The organism is Pseudomonas spartinae (assembly GCF_965197125.1).
Taxonomy (GTDB): domain Bacteria; phylum Pseudomonadota; class Gammaproteobacteria; order Pseudomonadales; family Pseudomonadaceae; genus Aquipseudomonas; species Aquipseudomonas composti_A.
On the sequence record NZ_CBDAMB010000002.1, the window covers coordinates 319348 to 333475 of the forward strand.

Annotated in this window: 16 protein-coding genes; 3 read left to right on the top strand and 13 right to left on the bottom strand. The window is 65.6% G+C overall.

What is annotated here, in order from left to right:
- Positions 1-14 precede the first annotated feature (14 nt).
- The 12 genes from flgL to ACN8M7_RS05360 all read right to left on the bottom strand — a co-directional run bounded on the left by flgL (position 15) and on the right by ACN8M7_RS05360 (position 9832).
- Positions 15-932, bottom strand: a complete 918-nt coding sequence (gene flgL / locus ACN8M7_RS05305; RefSeq protein ID WP_082767984.1) for a flagellar hook-associated protein FlgL — start codon at positions 930-932, stop codon at positions 15-17.
- Between the two features lie 23 nt (positions 933-955).
- A complete protein-coding gene (gene flgK, locus ACN8M7_RS05310) occupies positions 956-2323 on the bottom strand; it encodes a flagellar hook-associated protein FlgK (protein ID WP_490260015.1) in 1368 nt (455 codons plus the stop codon).
- A gap of 3 nt (positions 2324-2326) precedes the next feature.
- Complete coding sequence (locus ACN8M7_RS05315) at positions 2327-3451, bottom strand: lytic transglycosylase domain-containing protein (protein WP_490260016.1); 1125 nt, start codon at positions 3449-3451, stop codon at positions 2327-2329.
- Between the two features lie 3 nt (positions 3452-3454).
- Positions 3455-4549 carry a flagellar basal body P-ring protein FlgI gene (locus tag ACN8M7_RS05320; RefSeq protein WP_061237153.1) on the bottom strand — a complete coding sequence of 365 codons (1095 nt, stop codon included), beginning with the start codon at positions 4547-4549 and terminating at the stop codon, positions 3455-3457.
- A 9-nt stretch (positions 4550-4558) separates the two neighbouring features.
- The gene (flgH, locus tag ACN8M7_RS05325) at positions 4559-5221 is read right to left on the bottom strand and encodes a flagellar basal body L-ring protein FlgH (protein WP_490260017.1); all 663 of its coding nucleotides are present in this window, start codon (positions 5219-5221) and stop codon (positions 4559-4561) included.
- A gap of 5 nt (positions 5222-5226) precedes the next feature.
- Complete coding sequence (gene flgG / locus ACN8M7_RS05330; protein WP_061237150.1) at positions 5227-6012, bottom strand: flagellar basal-body rod protein FlgG; 786 nt, start codon at positions 6010-6012, stop codon at positions 5227-5229.
- A 109-nt stretch (positions 6013-6121) separates the two neighbouring features.
- On the bottom strand, positions 6122-6853 hold the full coding sequence (locus tag ACN8M7_RS05335) for a flagellar basal body rod protein FlgF (RefSeq protein ID WP_490260018.1): 732 nt from the start codon (positions 6851-6853) through the stop codon (positions 6122-6124).
- 9 nt (positions 6854-6862) lie between these two features.
- Positions 6863-8050 (bottom strand): flagellar hook protein FlgE, encoded by a 1188-nt coding sequence (gene flgE, locus ACN8M7_RS05340; RefSeq protein WP_490260019.1) that lies wholly within the window; start codon positions 8048-8050, stop codon positions 6863-6865.
- A 36-nt stretch (positions 8051-8086) separates the two neighbouring features.
- Positions 8087-8764 (bottom strand): flagellar hook assembly protein FlgD, encoded by a 678-nt coding sequence (gene flgD, locus ACN8M7_RS05345; protein WP_490260020.1) that lies wholly within the window; start codon positions 8762-8764, stop codon positions 8087-8089.
- Entirely contained in the window at positions 8764-9192 is a 429-nt protein-coding gene (gene flgC / locus ACN8M7_RS05350) for a flagellar basal body rod protein FlgC (RefSeq protein WP_490260021.1), read from the bottom strand. Before flgC ends, flgD begins: the two co-directional genes overlap by 1 nt.
- Before the next feature lie 2 nt (positions 9193-9194).
- A complete protein-coding gene (flgB, locus tag ACN8M7_RS05355; RefSeq protein WP_061237139.1) occupies positions 9195-9548 on the bottom strand; it encodes a flagellar biosynthesis protein FlgB in 354 nt (117 codons plus the stop codon).
- 89 nt (positions 9549-9637) lie between these two features.
- Positions 9638-9832 carry a hypothetical protein gene (locus ACN8M7_RS05360; protein WP_231740091.1) on the bottom strand — a complete coding sequence of 65 codons (195 nt, stop codon included), beginning with the start codon at positions 9830-9832 and terminating at the stop codon, positions 9638-9640.
- Between ACN8M7_RS05360 and flgA the strand changes: the two genes are divergently transcribed.
- On the top strand, positions 9831-10445 hold the full coding sequence (flgA, locus tag ACN8M7_RS05365) for a flagellar basal body P-ring formation chaperone FlgA (protein ID WP_490260022.1): 615 nt from the start codon (positions 9831-9833) through the stop codon (positions 10443-10445). The two genes, ACN8M7_RS05360 and flgA, sit on opposite strands and share 2 nt — an antisense overlap.
- 115 nt (positions 10446-10560) lie before the next feature.
- Here flgA and glcC read toward each other — a convergent pair whose 3' ends face one another.
- Positions 10561-11334: a transcriptional regulator GlcC gene (gene glcC, locus ACN8M7_RS05370; protein ID WP_061237137.1), complete on the bottom strand. Its 774-nt coding sequence runs from the start codon at positions 11332-11334 to the stop codon at positions 10561-10563.
- A gap of 237 nt (positions 11335-11571) precedes the next feature.
- On the opposite strand from glcC, the gene glcD reads away from it, so the two are divergent.
- Both glcD and glcE read left to right on the top strand, forming a co-directional pair.
- A complete protein-coding gene (gene glcD / locus ACN8M7_RS05375; RefSeq protein WP_490260023.1) occupies positions 11572-13071 on the top strand; it encodes a glycolate oxidase subunit GlcD in 1500 nt (499 codons plus the stop codon).
- Positions 13071-14126, top strand: a complete 1056-nt coding sequence (gene glcE / locus ACN8M7_RS05380; protein WP_490260024.1) for a glycolate oxidase subunit GlcE — start codon at positions 13071-13073, stop codon at positions 14124-14126. The genes glcD and glcE overlap by 1 nt, the downstream gene beginning before the upstream one ends.
- The last annotated feature ends 2 nt before the right edge of the window (positions 14127-14128 follow it).

Here is a 14128-nt window from a genome sequence, read left to right on the forward strand (position 1 = left end):
ACCAATGTCACTCCTTACAGCAGGCTGAACAGCGACATCTGGTTGATCTTCAGATAGGTCTTCTGCGTCGCCCCCAGCGCCAGTTGGTAGTTGTTCAGGTCGATGGTGGCGCCGGCATAGTCCAGCTGCGACAGCTCGCCTTCGATCTTCTGGTTGACCAGCGACACGTCCTCGTTGCTGTCGGTCAGCAGGGTCAGGGCATTCTGCCGACCGCCCAGCTCGGTGATCGAGCCCATCACGCGCCCATGCGCCTCGTCCAGAGCGCCCAGGGTCGCGACGATCTGCTGGCGTACGGCCGGGTCGGTGACGTCCAGCGCCGGGTCCTGCAGGGTGTTGATCAGGCCGCGCAACTCGTTGAGCACGCCCACGCCCGCGCCGTAAACGCTGGCGGCGGTGACGTTCTCGTCGACCAGCACGCCATTGGCCACGGCGGCCTGGCGGTGCTTGTCGTTGCCGGTGATGCTGTAGCTCTGGGTCGCAGCGTCGAAGGCCAGCGCCGGGGTGTCGCTCAAGGTGCCGGAGAACAGATAGCGGCCCTCCTCGTCACGCACGTTGGCGAAGCTGAAGATGGTGTCCTCGATGATCGACAGCTCACCGGCCATGGCGGACAGGTCCTCGCTGGTGTTGGAGCCGTTGGCCGCCCACAGCAGCAGATCACGCACGTTGAGCATGGCGTCGGAGGTGGACTTGAGGTTCGCCTCCTGGGTCGACAGGCTGCCGGAGACGTTGGCGATGTTCTTGCGGAACTGCTCCAGGCTCGCCTCTTCGCGCTGCACGCGCAGCACCCGCACGCTGGCGATGGGGTCATCGGATGGCAGCAGGATGCGCTGACTGGTCGCCATCTGCTGCATCAGCTTGCCCAGCTCGGCGGAACTGGCGTTCATCGAGCTGTGCATCATCGAGGTGATCTGCGAGTTGGTGATGCGCATCATGGCTGGATCTCTCCGAAGCCGCGTCAGAACGCGGAAAGCATGTCGTCGAACAACTGGTTGGCGGTGCTGATCACCTTCATGTTGGCCTGGTAGGCCTGCTGGTAGGTCATCAGGTTGACCGCCTCCTCATCCAGGCTCACCGCGCTGACGCTGTCGCGCTGCGACTGCGCCTGCTGGGTCACGGCCGTGGCGGACTTCAAATCGGCCTGGTTCTGCCGGCTGTCGCTGGCGACCTGGCCAAGCAGGCCGGCGTAGGCATCGTTGAGCGTGACCTGGCTGCCGTTCAGGGTGATGGTCTGGTTCTTCAGGCCGAGCAGGTCCAGCAGCACCTCGTTGTTACCGGTTTCACCAGCCGCCGAGGAGAACGCCAGCTGCTCGGCGCTCAGGGGCTCGACGCGCAGCAGCGCCGTGGTGCTGCTGGGGTCGTAGACGAACAGCGGCTGGCCGGGGTTGCCGTCGAGGTCGAAGCCGCTGGCCAACACGTCGTTGACCATCTGCGCCAGCTGGCTGGCCATGTCGTGCAGGGCGTCCTGATTCGGCCGCAGGCTGTTGTACTCGACATCGTAGAGCCCGCCGAAGGCGCCACCGAAGCCGTCCTGACGCAGCGGGAAGCTGGTGCCGGCAAACGCCAGGCTGACTTCCTGCTCGCCGCTCGCAGTCATCGCCACCTTGAGCTGGCCGGCGGTCGGGCCGGCCACCAGCGGCTGGCCATTGGACAGGGCAACGCTGACCGAGCCATCCGGCACTTCGTTGATGCGCAACTTGGCGAACTGGCTGAGCTGACCGATCAGGCTTTCGCGATGATCGCGCAGCGCGGTGCTGTCGCCCTTGACCGACTCGGTCTCGACGATCTTCTTGTTCAGCAGCGCAATGTTCTCGGTCAGGCCGTTGATCTCGGTGGCCATGGCCGTGCGCTGCTCCTGCAGCGCCTTGACCTGCGCGTCGATGTTGCTGCTCAGGCCGTTGAAGCGCTGCGCCAGGTTGCCAGCCTCGCTGATGATCTGCTGGCGCAGGGCAATCGAGCCTGGCGTGGCACTGGCTTCGCTGAGCGCGGCGAAAAACTGGTCGAGGCCGGCGCTGATGCTCGAACCGGTGCCGGACATCAGCGCCTCCAGCGCAGTCAGGTACTGCTGCGAGGCGCCGTAGAAATTCTGCTCGGTGGTCGCGCGCCATAGCTGCTGGTTATGAAATTCGTTGGTCATGCGACGGATGCTGATCACCTCGACACCGCCACCGACGCTCAGACCGCCCTGCCCGGCCAGCGAGCCGGTGATGGTCTGCAAACGGCTGAAGCCCGGCGTGTTGACGTTGGCGATGTTCTGCCCGGTGGAGGCCAGGGCTACCTGGCTGGCACGCACACCGCTGTAGGCGATCTGGTTGAGGATGCTCACGAATCAGGACTCCTGACGCTCGAAGCGCATCGGCTGAGCGAAGGCCGCCAGACGCGGCGCACGGGCGTCGTCGGCAGCGAATTGGGCTGTTACCGAAGACAGGGCGACGGAATCGTCGCCGGACTTAAATTCGTCGCGCGCCAGTACCTGCTTGCCGGCAACGGCGCCCAGCAGCAGGCCGCTGTCGGCGCTCAGCGCGCTGGCCAACTGCTGGCGGGTCTGCGCGCTGAGCGGGCTGCTGGCCTGAGCATCGTTGTTGGTCGGCATCTCGGTTCTGGCCAGATCGCCGAGGATCTTGCGCGCGTAGTCGCGGGTTTCCTGAAAGGGGATGCGCTCGATCCAGGCGCCGGTGGCGATCTCGCCGGTGCGCGGGTCGCCATTGACCTTCAGCCACTCGTCGACCCGGCCAGGGCCGGCGTTGTAGGCCGCCAGCGCCAGCGCCTGATGGCCGTCGTAGCGCTGCAGCATCTTGTCCAGGTAGGCGCTGCCGAGGCGCTTGTTGTAGGCGGCGTCCGAGGTCAGGCGCGTCTCGTCGAACGGCAGACCGAGTTCGGCGGCCATTTCCCGCGCGGTGTCCGGCATCAGCTGCATCAGGCCGCGCGCGCCCTTGGGCGAAACAGCGTCGACACGGCCGGCCGACTCCTGCTGGATGACGCGATCGACCAGTGCGACAAAACCCGCCGAGCCCTTGCCCAGGATCTTGCCGAGGCTGTCGACTCCACGCTGCCAGGTGCTGCGCAGCGGCTCCAGCAGACTGCTGGAAGAGCGCTGCGGCAGTTCCGCCGAACGGGCAGCGGCGGCCGCCGCGTTGAGGTCTGCCGCGCTGTCGCCGCCAGCGGACAGCTGCTTGACCAGCATGTCGGCAATACCGGTCTGCTTGCGTCCGGCCAGGGTCTCGGCCAGCACTTCGTCGTAGAAGTCGCGCATGGTGTCCATCTCGCGGCTGCGCATCGGGTTGCCTTCGGCGAGCACGTCGCTGGCCTTGCGCATCTGCTTGAGGATCTGTTGCAGGAACAGCGCCTCGAATTGCTCGGCGGCGGCCTGCAGTTGCTGCTCACGGGCGGTGCCGATGCCGTCGGCGCTGCCACGATGGCTGTTCATGTGTTGGGCGAGGGAAACGATGCTCATGGCTCAGATCACGATCAGTTCAGCGTTGAGGGCACCGGCCTGTTCCAGCGCCTGGAGGATGCTCATGACATCGTCCGGGGTGGCGCCGAGGCTGTTCACGGTGTTGATGATGCTGTCCAGGCTGGCGCCTTCGGGCCACTTGAACATGGCGTTCTTGTCCTGGCTGACGGCCACGTCGGAGCTCGGCGTGATGGCGGTCTGGCCGCCGGAGAACGCATTGGGCTGGCTGACCTGCGGGTTCTCGCTGATGGTCACGGTCAGGGTGCCATGGGCCACAGCGGCGGCCTTGACCCGCACGCCCTGGCCGACCACCACGGTGCCGGTGCGGCTGTTGAACACCACCTTCGGCCGCTCGCGGCCTTCTTCCACCTCCAGGCCTTCGAGCATGGCCATGAAACCGATGCGCTGGGTGCTGGTGACGGGCGCGCGAATGGCGATCTTGGTCGAGTTCAGGGCACTGGCTGTGCCGCTGCCGAAACGGCCGTTGACCGCCTCGACCACCTTGGCGGCAGTCTGGAAGCTGGGCTGGCGCAGGTTGAGCATGACCTCGTCACGGGTGCTGAAATCGCTGGGGATCATCCGCTCGACGGTGGCGCCATTGGGTACACGGCCACTGTTGGCGGAGTTGATCGCCACGCTGGAGCCGCTCTGCCCGGTGGCATTGAGGCCACCGACGACGATGGCGCCCTGGGCCAGGGCATAGGTTTCGCCGTCGACGCCCTGCAGCGGCGTCATCAGCAACTGGCCACCGCGCAGGCTCTTGGCATCGCCCAGCGAGGCAACGGTGATGTCCACGGTCTGCCCCGGGCTGTAGGACGGCGGAATTTCCGCGGTGACGGTGACGGCGGCGACGTTCTTCAGCTTCGGATCGACGTTCGGCGGCAGGTTGATGCCGAACTGCTTGATCATGTTGGTCACCGACTGACTGGTGAACTTGACCTGATTCTTGTCCCCGGTGCCATCGAGACCGACCACCAGACCGTAGCCGATCAACTGGTTGCCACGGATACCTTCGACGTCCACCAGGTCCATCAGGGGTATGGCCTTGGTCGACAGCGGCCAGGTCAGGAGCAGGACGACGAGTGTGCGTTTGAGCATGTTCGGGCCTCAGAGCGGGAACAGCGGATGGGTGAAGAAGCGCGTCAGCCAGCCCGCCGAGTTGCTGTCGTTGAGCACGCCACGGCCGGCGTAGGAGATGCGCGCATTGGCCACGTTCTGCGAGGACACCTGGTTGGCGCGGTTGATGTCATCCATGCGCACCAGGCCGACCAGGCGGATGTACTCGTCACCCTGATTCAGGCGCAGGGCCTTCTCGCCCTTGATCAGCAGGGTGCCGTTGGGCAGTACCTGGTGCACGGTCACGGCGATGGAGCCACGCAGGGTGTTCTGCTGCGAGCTGCGCGCCGAACCGTTGAAGTCGCGCTCGGCCTCGGCGGCGCTTTCCAGCTGGTCGTACTGCTTGCCGAGCACGGTAGGGATGCCCACGGAAACCCCGGATTTCTTGCCGAAGCTGGTTCCGGCGCTCTTGCTCGACTGGGTGGACTCGTCGAGCACCACGGTAAGGATGTCGCCAACCCGCACCGCACGCCTGTCGCCGATCAGCGAGCCGCTGTAGCCGCTGCGAAACAGCCCGCCGCCGGTGGTCGGCGGCACGCTGTAGTCCAGCGGCAGGGGCTCGTAATGACTGGAGTCCTCGTCGGGGAGCATCTCGTTGAAACTGGCGCAGCCGCCGAGGGCCAGAAGCAGAGCGAGCGGGATCAGGCGCTTCATGGCGATCACACGGTCTGGTTGAGGAACTGCTGCATGCCCGACGCGGCGTCGAGCACCTTGGCGTTGGCCTCGTAGGCGCGCTGGATGGAGATCATCGCCACCATGGCCTCGACCACCTGTACGTTGGAGCCTTCGAGCACGCCCTGCTTGAGATTGCCCAGGCCCTCTTCCCCTGGCACGCCTTCGACCGGCTCACCGCTGGCCACCGTCTCGCGGTAGAGGTTGCCGCCGAGGGCTTCGAGGCCGCCCGGATTGGTGAAGTTGACCAGGGTGATCTGGCCCAGCTCCGATGGCAGGGTGTCGCCCGCCAGCACGGCGGTGACGATGCCGTCGCTGCCCACGGTGAAGCGGCTGCTACCGGCCGGTACTTCGATGGCCGGGGTCAGCGGCAGGCCCTGGGAGTTGACGATCATGCCTTCGGCGTTGAGCTGCAGCTGGCCGTTCTCGGTGTAGTAGATGTCGCCGTTGGGCGCTTCCACCTGGAAGAAACCGGCACCGATGATCGCCAGGTCCATCGGCTGGCCGGTGGTCTGGATGCTGCCTTCGGTGAACACCTTCTGCGTACCGGCCACGCGCACGCCACTGCCGAGCTGGATGCCCGAGGGTACGGTGTTGACCTCATCAGCCTGCGCGCCAGGCTGCAGCTCGATGGCGTAGAACAGGTCCTCGAACACCACGCGGTCGCTCTTGAAGCCGTTGGTGTTGACGTTGGCCAGGTTGTTGGCCACGGCGCTCATGGCCTTGTCCTGAGCGGCCAGGCCGGTCTTGCTGACCCAAAGTGCGGAACTCATGTGCTGTCTCCTGTGTACCTGTATCCCGGATTGCATCCGGGCTACTCGTCGTGTGCTTTCAAGCCCAGGGCGAGCCGGTGGGCTGAAACCCACCCTACGGCCGTCCCCATCAACTGCCGCGAATCATCCGGTTGCCGGCTTCGGACAGGTCCTCGGCGGCCTTCATCATCTTCACCTGGGTCTCGAACAGCCGGTTCAGGCTCATGGTCGCCACCAGCTGGTCGATGGCACCGACGTTGCTCGCTTCCAGGTAGCCGGACACCAGTACCGGCGCCTCCATATCCTCGGCCGGCTGGCCATCGCTGCGCAGCAACAGGCCGCTGGCATCCTTGCTCAGCTCGGCGGCATCGACGTCGACCACGCGGATGCGGTCGACCTCGGCGGTCACGAAATCACCGCGCGGGATCACCGACACGGTGCCGTCACGGCCGATATGCAGGCTGTCGTATTCGGGCAGCACGATGGGGCCACCCTCGCCCAGCACGGCGCGGCCGTTCAGGGTCAGGCGCAGCTCGGCATCGACCTGCAGCGCGCCGTTGCGGGTGTAGCGCTCGGCGCCGTCATCGCCCTCGACGGCGAACAGGCCACGGCCCTGGATCGCCACGTCGAGGTCACGGCCGGTGGCCATCAGCTCACCGGGCGCCAGGTTGACGCCGTTGTTCTTGACCCGCGCCAGGTGCCGGCTGTCGTAGCCGTAGCCTTCCACCGCAACGGCCTGGGCCTGTTCCAGATCGGCGCGAAAACCCGGTGTGTTGACGTTGGCCAGGTTGTTGGCGCGCACCGTGAGCGAACTCATGGTGCGGCTGGCAGCGGTCATGGCGGTGTAGCCGAGACGGTCCATGGGTCAGCCTCAGATCGCGCCGAACAGCACTTGGGTGAGTTCTTTGTTGGTGGTCAGCACCTTGGTGTTGGCCTGGTAGTTGCGCTGGCCCTCCATCAGGCCGACCAACTGTTGCGTCAGGTCGACGTTGGAGTTCTCCAGCGAACCGGCCACCAGCTCACCGAACGGGCCGACACCCGGCACACCGATCAGCGCGGCGCCGGAATCTGCGGTCTCCACCCAGGCGGTGCCGCTGATGTTCTTCAGGCCGCCGGCATTGGCGAAGGTGGCCAGCGCCACCTGACCCTGGAGCATGCGCTGGCCGTTGCTGTAGTTGGCGTAGACCATGCCGTCCTTCTCCACCGACAGGCCGGTCTGCTCGCCCGCGGCATAACCGCTGGCGCGGTTGCTGGTGACGACGAAATCGGAGCCGTACTGGCTGGAGTTGCTGTAGTCGATGGCGATCGCCATCGGGTCGACACCGGGCAGGGCGAAACCGACGTTGACCGGGCCGGCCGGCGCGGTCAGCGTGCCGTTGGTGCCGAAGGTCAACGCCTGCGGGCCGCCGACGGCAGTGTTGCCCTGGTAGTAATGGGCATCCCAGGTGTTGTCACCGGTCTTCACGAAGTACTGGGTGAGGGTGTGTTCCTTGCCCTGGGAGTCGAACACCTTGGTGGTATAGGTGGAGTTGTAGGTGTTGACGTCCGTCGGGTCGAACGGCGCAGTGGCCGGCACCGTCTGGTTGGAGTCCAGGTTCATGACAAAGGCCAGGGTGTCGGTGGCGCGGGCCGGCAGGTTGGCGTTCTGCAGTTGCAGGTCGCCCATGGCGCCGACCAGCAGGTTGCCGGCGGCGTCCACCGGATAACCCTGCAGGGTCTGCCCGGCGGCGTTGACGATGTTGTTGTCCTTGTCGGCGCCGAACACGCCGGCGCGGGTGTAGCTCAGGTCGCCGTTGGTGTCGCGGGTGACGAAGAAACCGCCGCCGGAAATCGCCAGGTCCAGGCTGCGCCCGGTGGTCACCAGGGAACCGCCCTGGCTGATGCTCTGGGTGGTGGCCAGCACCTCGACGCCCATTGCCTGGCTGTCGGCGTAGATGCTGCCGAACTCGGTGCGCGACGACTTGAAACCGGTGGTGCCGGCGTTGGCGATGTTGTGGCTGATGGTGTTGAGCTGTTCGTTGACGGCGCTGAGGCCGGTCATGGCGATATTGAAACTCATGGCGACTGGACCCTTGAATTGAACGAGCGGGAAGGTTCAGAGCAGACCGGCGGTCTGCGTCTGGCCGAATTCGGTGATGTTGTAAAAAGGCACGGAGCCAACGCCGACGACTTCCAGTACCGGGCCTTCGGCGCTGACGCGCACCTGGGTAACGCGCCCGGCCACCTCGACCTTGGGGTACTCGCCACTGTCGCTCTTGACCTCGACCTTGTAGCTGCCCGGCGCCAGGCCAAGGGCCTTGGGGTCCAGCTCGAAGGGGACGCGCCCAGGCGCCTGAGAGCCGAGGGCGATCTCCTTCTTCACGCCGTTGCTATCGGTCAGCACCAGAGCCAACGCGCCGGCGGCATGCTCCAGGTTGATCTCGCCCCTGACCTTGTCCTGGTTCAGCTCCAGCTGCTCGGTCGCCACCTTCACCTCCTGGCCGACCAGGCCTGAGGCGGTGAGGGTCTGCAGGTTGTCCAGCAGCACCAGGTTGCTCTTGCTCAGCGAGGCCATGTTTTCCAGGCTCTTGACCTGGCTCATGGCGGCGAACTGGTTGAGGAACTCGGTGCTGTCCACCGGCTTGGTCGGGTCCTGGTTCTGGATCTGCGCGACCATCAGGGTGAGGAAGTTGTTTTCCAGCTGGGTCGCGTCACTGACGTTGACCGACTGTTTCACCGCCTCGTCGATACCGTAGGCAGGGTTGTTCTGGCTGTTGTTGCTGACCGCTGCCATCAGGACTCTCCGAGCTTGAGCAGACCTTGCTGCATGCTTTTCAGGCGGTTGAGCACCTCGACACTGGTCTCGAAGCTGCGGGTGGCCAACATCATGTCGGTCATTTCCTCGATCTGGTCGATATCGGCGTAGAACACGTAGCCCTGATCGTCGGCCAGCGGGTTGTCCGGCTCATAACGGCGTACCGGCTCACGACCGGCCGTGACCACATCGAGCACCTGCACATGCGCGCCGCCCATACCGGCGCTGCGGGTCAGCTGGTCGTTGTTGTAGACGGCGGCGAACACCGGCTTGCGCGCCTGGTAAACGTCATCGGCACTGGCCGCGGCCGAGTCGGCGTTGGCCAGGTTGCTGGCGACGGTGTTGAGGCGCACGGTCTGCGCATTCATCGACGAGCCGGCGATACGGTAGATGGAGTCGAAAGCCATGATCAGCGTCCCTCGATGGCCTGTTTCAGACCGCGGAATTTCATGCTGAGAAAGGTCAGGCTGGTCTGGAAGTCCATGCTGTTCTTGGAGAACGCGGCCTGTTCCACACTCAACTCGACGCTATTGCCGTCCTGCGACGGCTGGGTCGGCACGCGGTACTTGAGATCCGCCGTGCTGGCAGTGAACGCTTGCTGCGGGTCGAGGCGCTGCATCTCGCCGGCGAAGTCGATGTCACGGGCGAGAAAGCCCGGCGTGTCTTCGTTGGCCAGGTTGGCGGCGAGAATCTCGCTGCGCTGCATGCGCAGCTCGATGGCCCGCGAGTGCAGGCCCACCACGTCATCAATCCGTATACTCATTCACCGGTACCCTTAACCCAAGGTTGTGCCCAGGTGCCTTGAGCACAAAGCGTGCCCAACCCATGAGAGAGCCGTACTCCATTGATTTATCAGGGATTTTCAAGATCAATCAGGGGCTTCTGTGTCGCCCTTTTTCCGCATCGAGCAGGCGCCAGGAATAAAAGCGGAAAGGTTTTTTCCGCCTGCGCGTCGCTGCTTTTCCTCTTCGCCGTATGCACCTCGGCGACCGCGCAGGTCGAGGCGACAGCTGCCAGCCAGATCGACCAGGCGGTGGCCACGTACATGCGGGACAAGCTCGCCGAAGAAGCCAGTCGCCAGGCCTGGCAAGGCCAACGCCACAGGCTCGACACCAGCCTGCTCAATAACGCCGACCGCCTGCCAGCCTGCAGCCAGATGCCGAGCGTGACGGCCAGCAGCAGCGATCCCTCGCCGCTGTCACGCCAACGTCTGGAGCTGAGCTGCGCCGACAACCCGGGCTGGAGCGTCACCGCACTGGTGCAGGCCAGCGTATTCCTGCCAGTGGTGCATGCCGCACGCGTGATCGAGCGCGGCCAGACCATCACGGCCGAGCAACTGCAGATGCAGGAGGTGAATATCGGCAAGACGCCGCGCGGCTTCTACAGCGACGCCGCCGATGTCATCGGTCAGGGCGCCAAGCGCCGGGTGCGCGCCGGCCAGTTGATCGCGCCGAACCTGCTGGCCGCGCCGCTGCTGGTTCGCCGTGGCCAGCAGGTGACCATCGTCGCCAGCCAGGACGGTATCTCCGCCTCGGCCACCGGCGAGGCGCTGGCCAATGGTCGCGAAGGCGAAGTGATCCGCGTGCGCAACCTCGGCAGCCAGAAAGTGATCGAGGCGCAGGTGGTGGAAGAAGGCGTGGTGACCAGCACCTTCAGGTAGAGTGCCACACCACCTGGAAGGCGCTTCAGCGGCGAGCCGCTCTGGCGGGTCGCGGCTAAAGCCCCTCCCACAAAAAAGCCCCTCCCACAAAGATGTAGGGCGGGTTTCACCCCTCCTACGCCCAGCCTTCCAGGCGCATGGTGGCGCGCACCAGGCGCTGCTCTTCCTGCTCGATCTCCTGTAGGTTGTCACGAATGCTGTTGATGTGATCGCGTGCGGCGCGCTGGGCCTGCTCCGGCAGGCGTTCGATCACCGCGTGGTACAGCCGCGAGTGCTGGCGGTCGATCTGACGCTTCTGCGCCGGGCGGTGATAGAGGTTGTTCACCGAGGCGAACACGGTGCTGAGCATCAGGTCGGTCAGCGACTGCAGGGTGTGCACCAGCACCGGGTTGTGCGACGCCTCGCAGATGGCCAGGTGGAAGGCATGGTCGAGACGCGCATGCTCGCGCGGGTCGACCGGGTTCTCCTGGGTGTGCGCGGCGAGCATCTCTTCGTAACGCCGGGTCAGCAGGACGAAATCCGCATCGGTGCCACGCAGTGCCGCCAGCCGCGCCGACTCGCCTTCGAGCAAGCCGCGTACCTCCAGCAGGTCGTAGAGCGTGCGCGGCTGCGAACCGAACAGATGCATCAGCGGGCTGGCGTCGCGCTCGCCGCTGAGCTTGGCCACACGTGAATCGCGGCCCTGCGCGGTCTCGATGATGCCGCGCCCGCGCAGCACCTTGAGCCCTTCGCGCAGCGCCGAGCGGGAAATGCCCAGCTTCTCGCACAGGCGCCGTTCCGATGGCAGCGGCTGCCCGACCTTGAGCACACCATCGACGATCAGCCGCTCGATACGTTCGGCGACCACATCACTCACCTGCCGTCGTGCGGCGTTCAGATTCGCGTCCATTTCACCCTCGTCATAACTGGTCGTACCAGTTCAACAACCCTGCCCGATCCGCCCTGGATCGACCAGCAAGGCTCAAGAGAATAAGCACTTTAGAGACTTTGGTGTGAAAGCCTGGAGAAAGAAACTGGTCCTACCAGTATGGAAGACGATGGACTGATAGACGAAGGCAGGCTGAAGATGCTGCGCATGGTCGCAGCATGACCATCCATAAAAACAACGTTCACGATTGAGCCTGCCATGAGCATTCTGTACGACGAGCGCGTCGACGGCGCGCTACCCGAGGTCGACAAGGCCGCCCTGCTGACGGAGTTGCGTCAGTGCCTGCCCGGTCTCGACATCCTGCACACCCAGGAAGACCTCAAGCCCTACGAGTGCGATGGCCTGTCCGCCTACCGCACCACGCCCATGCTGGTGGTGCTGCCCGAGCGCATCGAGCAGGTGCAGCAGTTGCTCAAGCTCTGTCATGCCCGCGGCGTGCCAGTGGTGGCGCGCGGCGCCGGCACCGGCCTGTCCGGCGGCGCGCTGCCGCTGGAGAAAGGCATCCTGCTGGTGATGGCGCGCTTCAACCAGATCCTCGAGATCAACCGCGAAGGCCGCTTCGCCCGGGTCCAGCCCGGTGTGCGCAACCTGGCGATCTCCCAGGCCGCCGCGCCCTTCGAGCTGTATTACGCCCCCGACCCGTCCTCGCAGATCGCCTGCTCCATCGGCGGCAACGTCGCCGAAAACGCCGGCGGCGTGCACTGCCTGAAATACGGCCTGACCGTGCACAACCTGCTCAAGGTCGACATCCTCACCGTCGAAGGTGAGTTCATGACCCTCGGTAGCGACGCGCTGGACGCGCCGGGGTTCGACCTGTTGGCGCTGTTCACCGGCTCCGAGGGCATGCTCGGTATCGTCACCGAGGTGACGGTCAAGCTGTTGCCCAAGCCGCAGGTGGCCAAGGTCCTGCTGGCCGCCTTCGACTCGGTGGAAAAGGCCGGCCGCGCGGTCGGTGACATCATCGCCGCCGGCATCATCCCCGGCGGCCTGGAGATGATGGACAACCTGGCCATTCGCGCCGCCGAAGACTTTATCCACGCCGGCTACCCGGTGGAGGCCGAAGCCATTCTGCTCTGCGAGCTGGACGGCGTGGAAGCCGACGTCGCCGATGACTGCGAGCGCGTGCGCGAGGTGCTGGAGAAAGCCGGCGCCACCGAAGTGCGCCTGGCCCGTGACGAAGCCGAACGGGTGAAATTCTGGGCCGGGCGCAAGAACGCCTTCCCGGCGGTCGGGCGCATCTCGCCGGACTACTACTGCATGGACGGCACCATTCCGCGCCGCGAGCTACCGGGCGTGCTGCGCGGCATCGCCGAGCTGTCCGAGGAATATGGCCTGCGCGTGGCCAACGTGTTCCACGCCGGCGACGGCAACATGCACCCCCTGATCCTCTTCGATGCCAACGTACCCGGCGAGCTGGAGCGCGCCGAAGCCATCGGCGGCAAGATCCTCGAACTCTGCGTCAAGGTCGGCGGCAGCATCACCGGCGAGCACGGCGTCGGCCGCGAGAAGATCAACCAGATGTGCGCGCAGTTCAACAGCGACGAGATCACCCTGTTCCACGCGGTGAAGGCGGCGTTCGACCCCAGCGGCCTGCTCAATCCGGGCAAGAACATCCCCACCCTGCACCGCTGCGCCGAATTCGGCGCCATGCACGTGCACCACGGCCAACTGCCCTTCCCGGAACTGGAGCGTTTCTGATGTCGCATGATTTCGACGCCAGCGCCGCGCTGCTGGAACAGGTCAACCACGCACTCAACAGCGCCACGCCTCTGCGTATCCAGGGCAGTGGCAGCAAGGCTCATCTGGGCCGCTCCACCACCGGCGAAGTGCTCGATACCCGCATGCACCGCGGCATCGTCAGCTATGACCCAACCGAGCTGGTACTGACCGCTCGTGCCGGCACGCTGCTGGCCGAGATCGAGGCGGCGCTGCAGGCCAATAACCAGATGCTGCCGTGCGAACCGCCGCACCTGGGCGACGGCGCCACCCTAGGCGGCATGGTCGCCGCCGGGCTGTCCGGCCCGCGCCGCCCCTGGGCCGGCTCGGTGCGTGACCAGGTGCTTGGCACCCGGGTGATCACCGGCCAGGGCAAGCTGCTGCGCTTCGGTGGCGAGGTGATGAAAAACGTCGCCGGCTACGACCTGTCGCGCCTGATGGCCGGCAGCTTCGGCTGCCTGGGCCTGCTCACCGAAGTATCGATCAAGGTGCTGCCCAAGCCGCGCCAGGTGCTCAGCCTGCGCCTGGAAGTGGACGCCCTGCATGCACTGAACACGCTCGCCGAATGGGGCCAGCAACCGCTGCCGATCAGCGCCGCCAGCCATGACGGTGCGGCCCTGCACCTGCGCCTGGAAGGCGGCGAAGGATCGGTGCAGGCCGCGCGCCAGCGCCTCGGTGGCGAGGAAATCGACAACGCTTACTGGCATGAGCTGCGCGAACAGCGCCTGCCGTTCTTCAGCGCCAGCGGCACGCTGTGGCGTCTGTCGCTGCCGGCCAACAGTGGCCTGCTCGACCTGCCCGGCCGCCAACTGATCGACTGGGGCGGCGCACAACGCTGGCTGAAAACCGACGCCGACGGCGAGCTGATCCAGCGCGTGACGGCCAAGCTCGGCGGCCATGCCACCTGCTTCGCCGCCGGTCACGCCCAGCCGTTTCAGCCGCTGGCGGCACCGCTGCTGCGCTACCAGCGCCAGCTGAAGAACCAACTCGACCCCCAGGGCATCTTCAACCCTGGCCGCATGTACGCCGAGGTATAAGA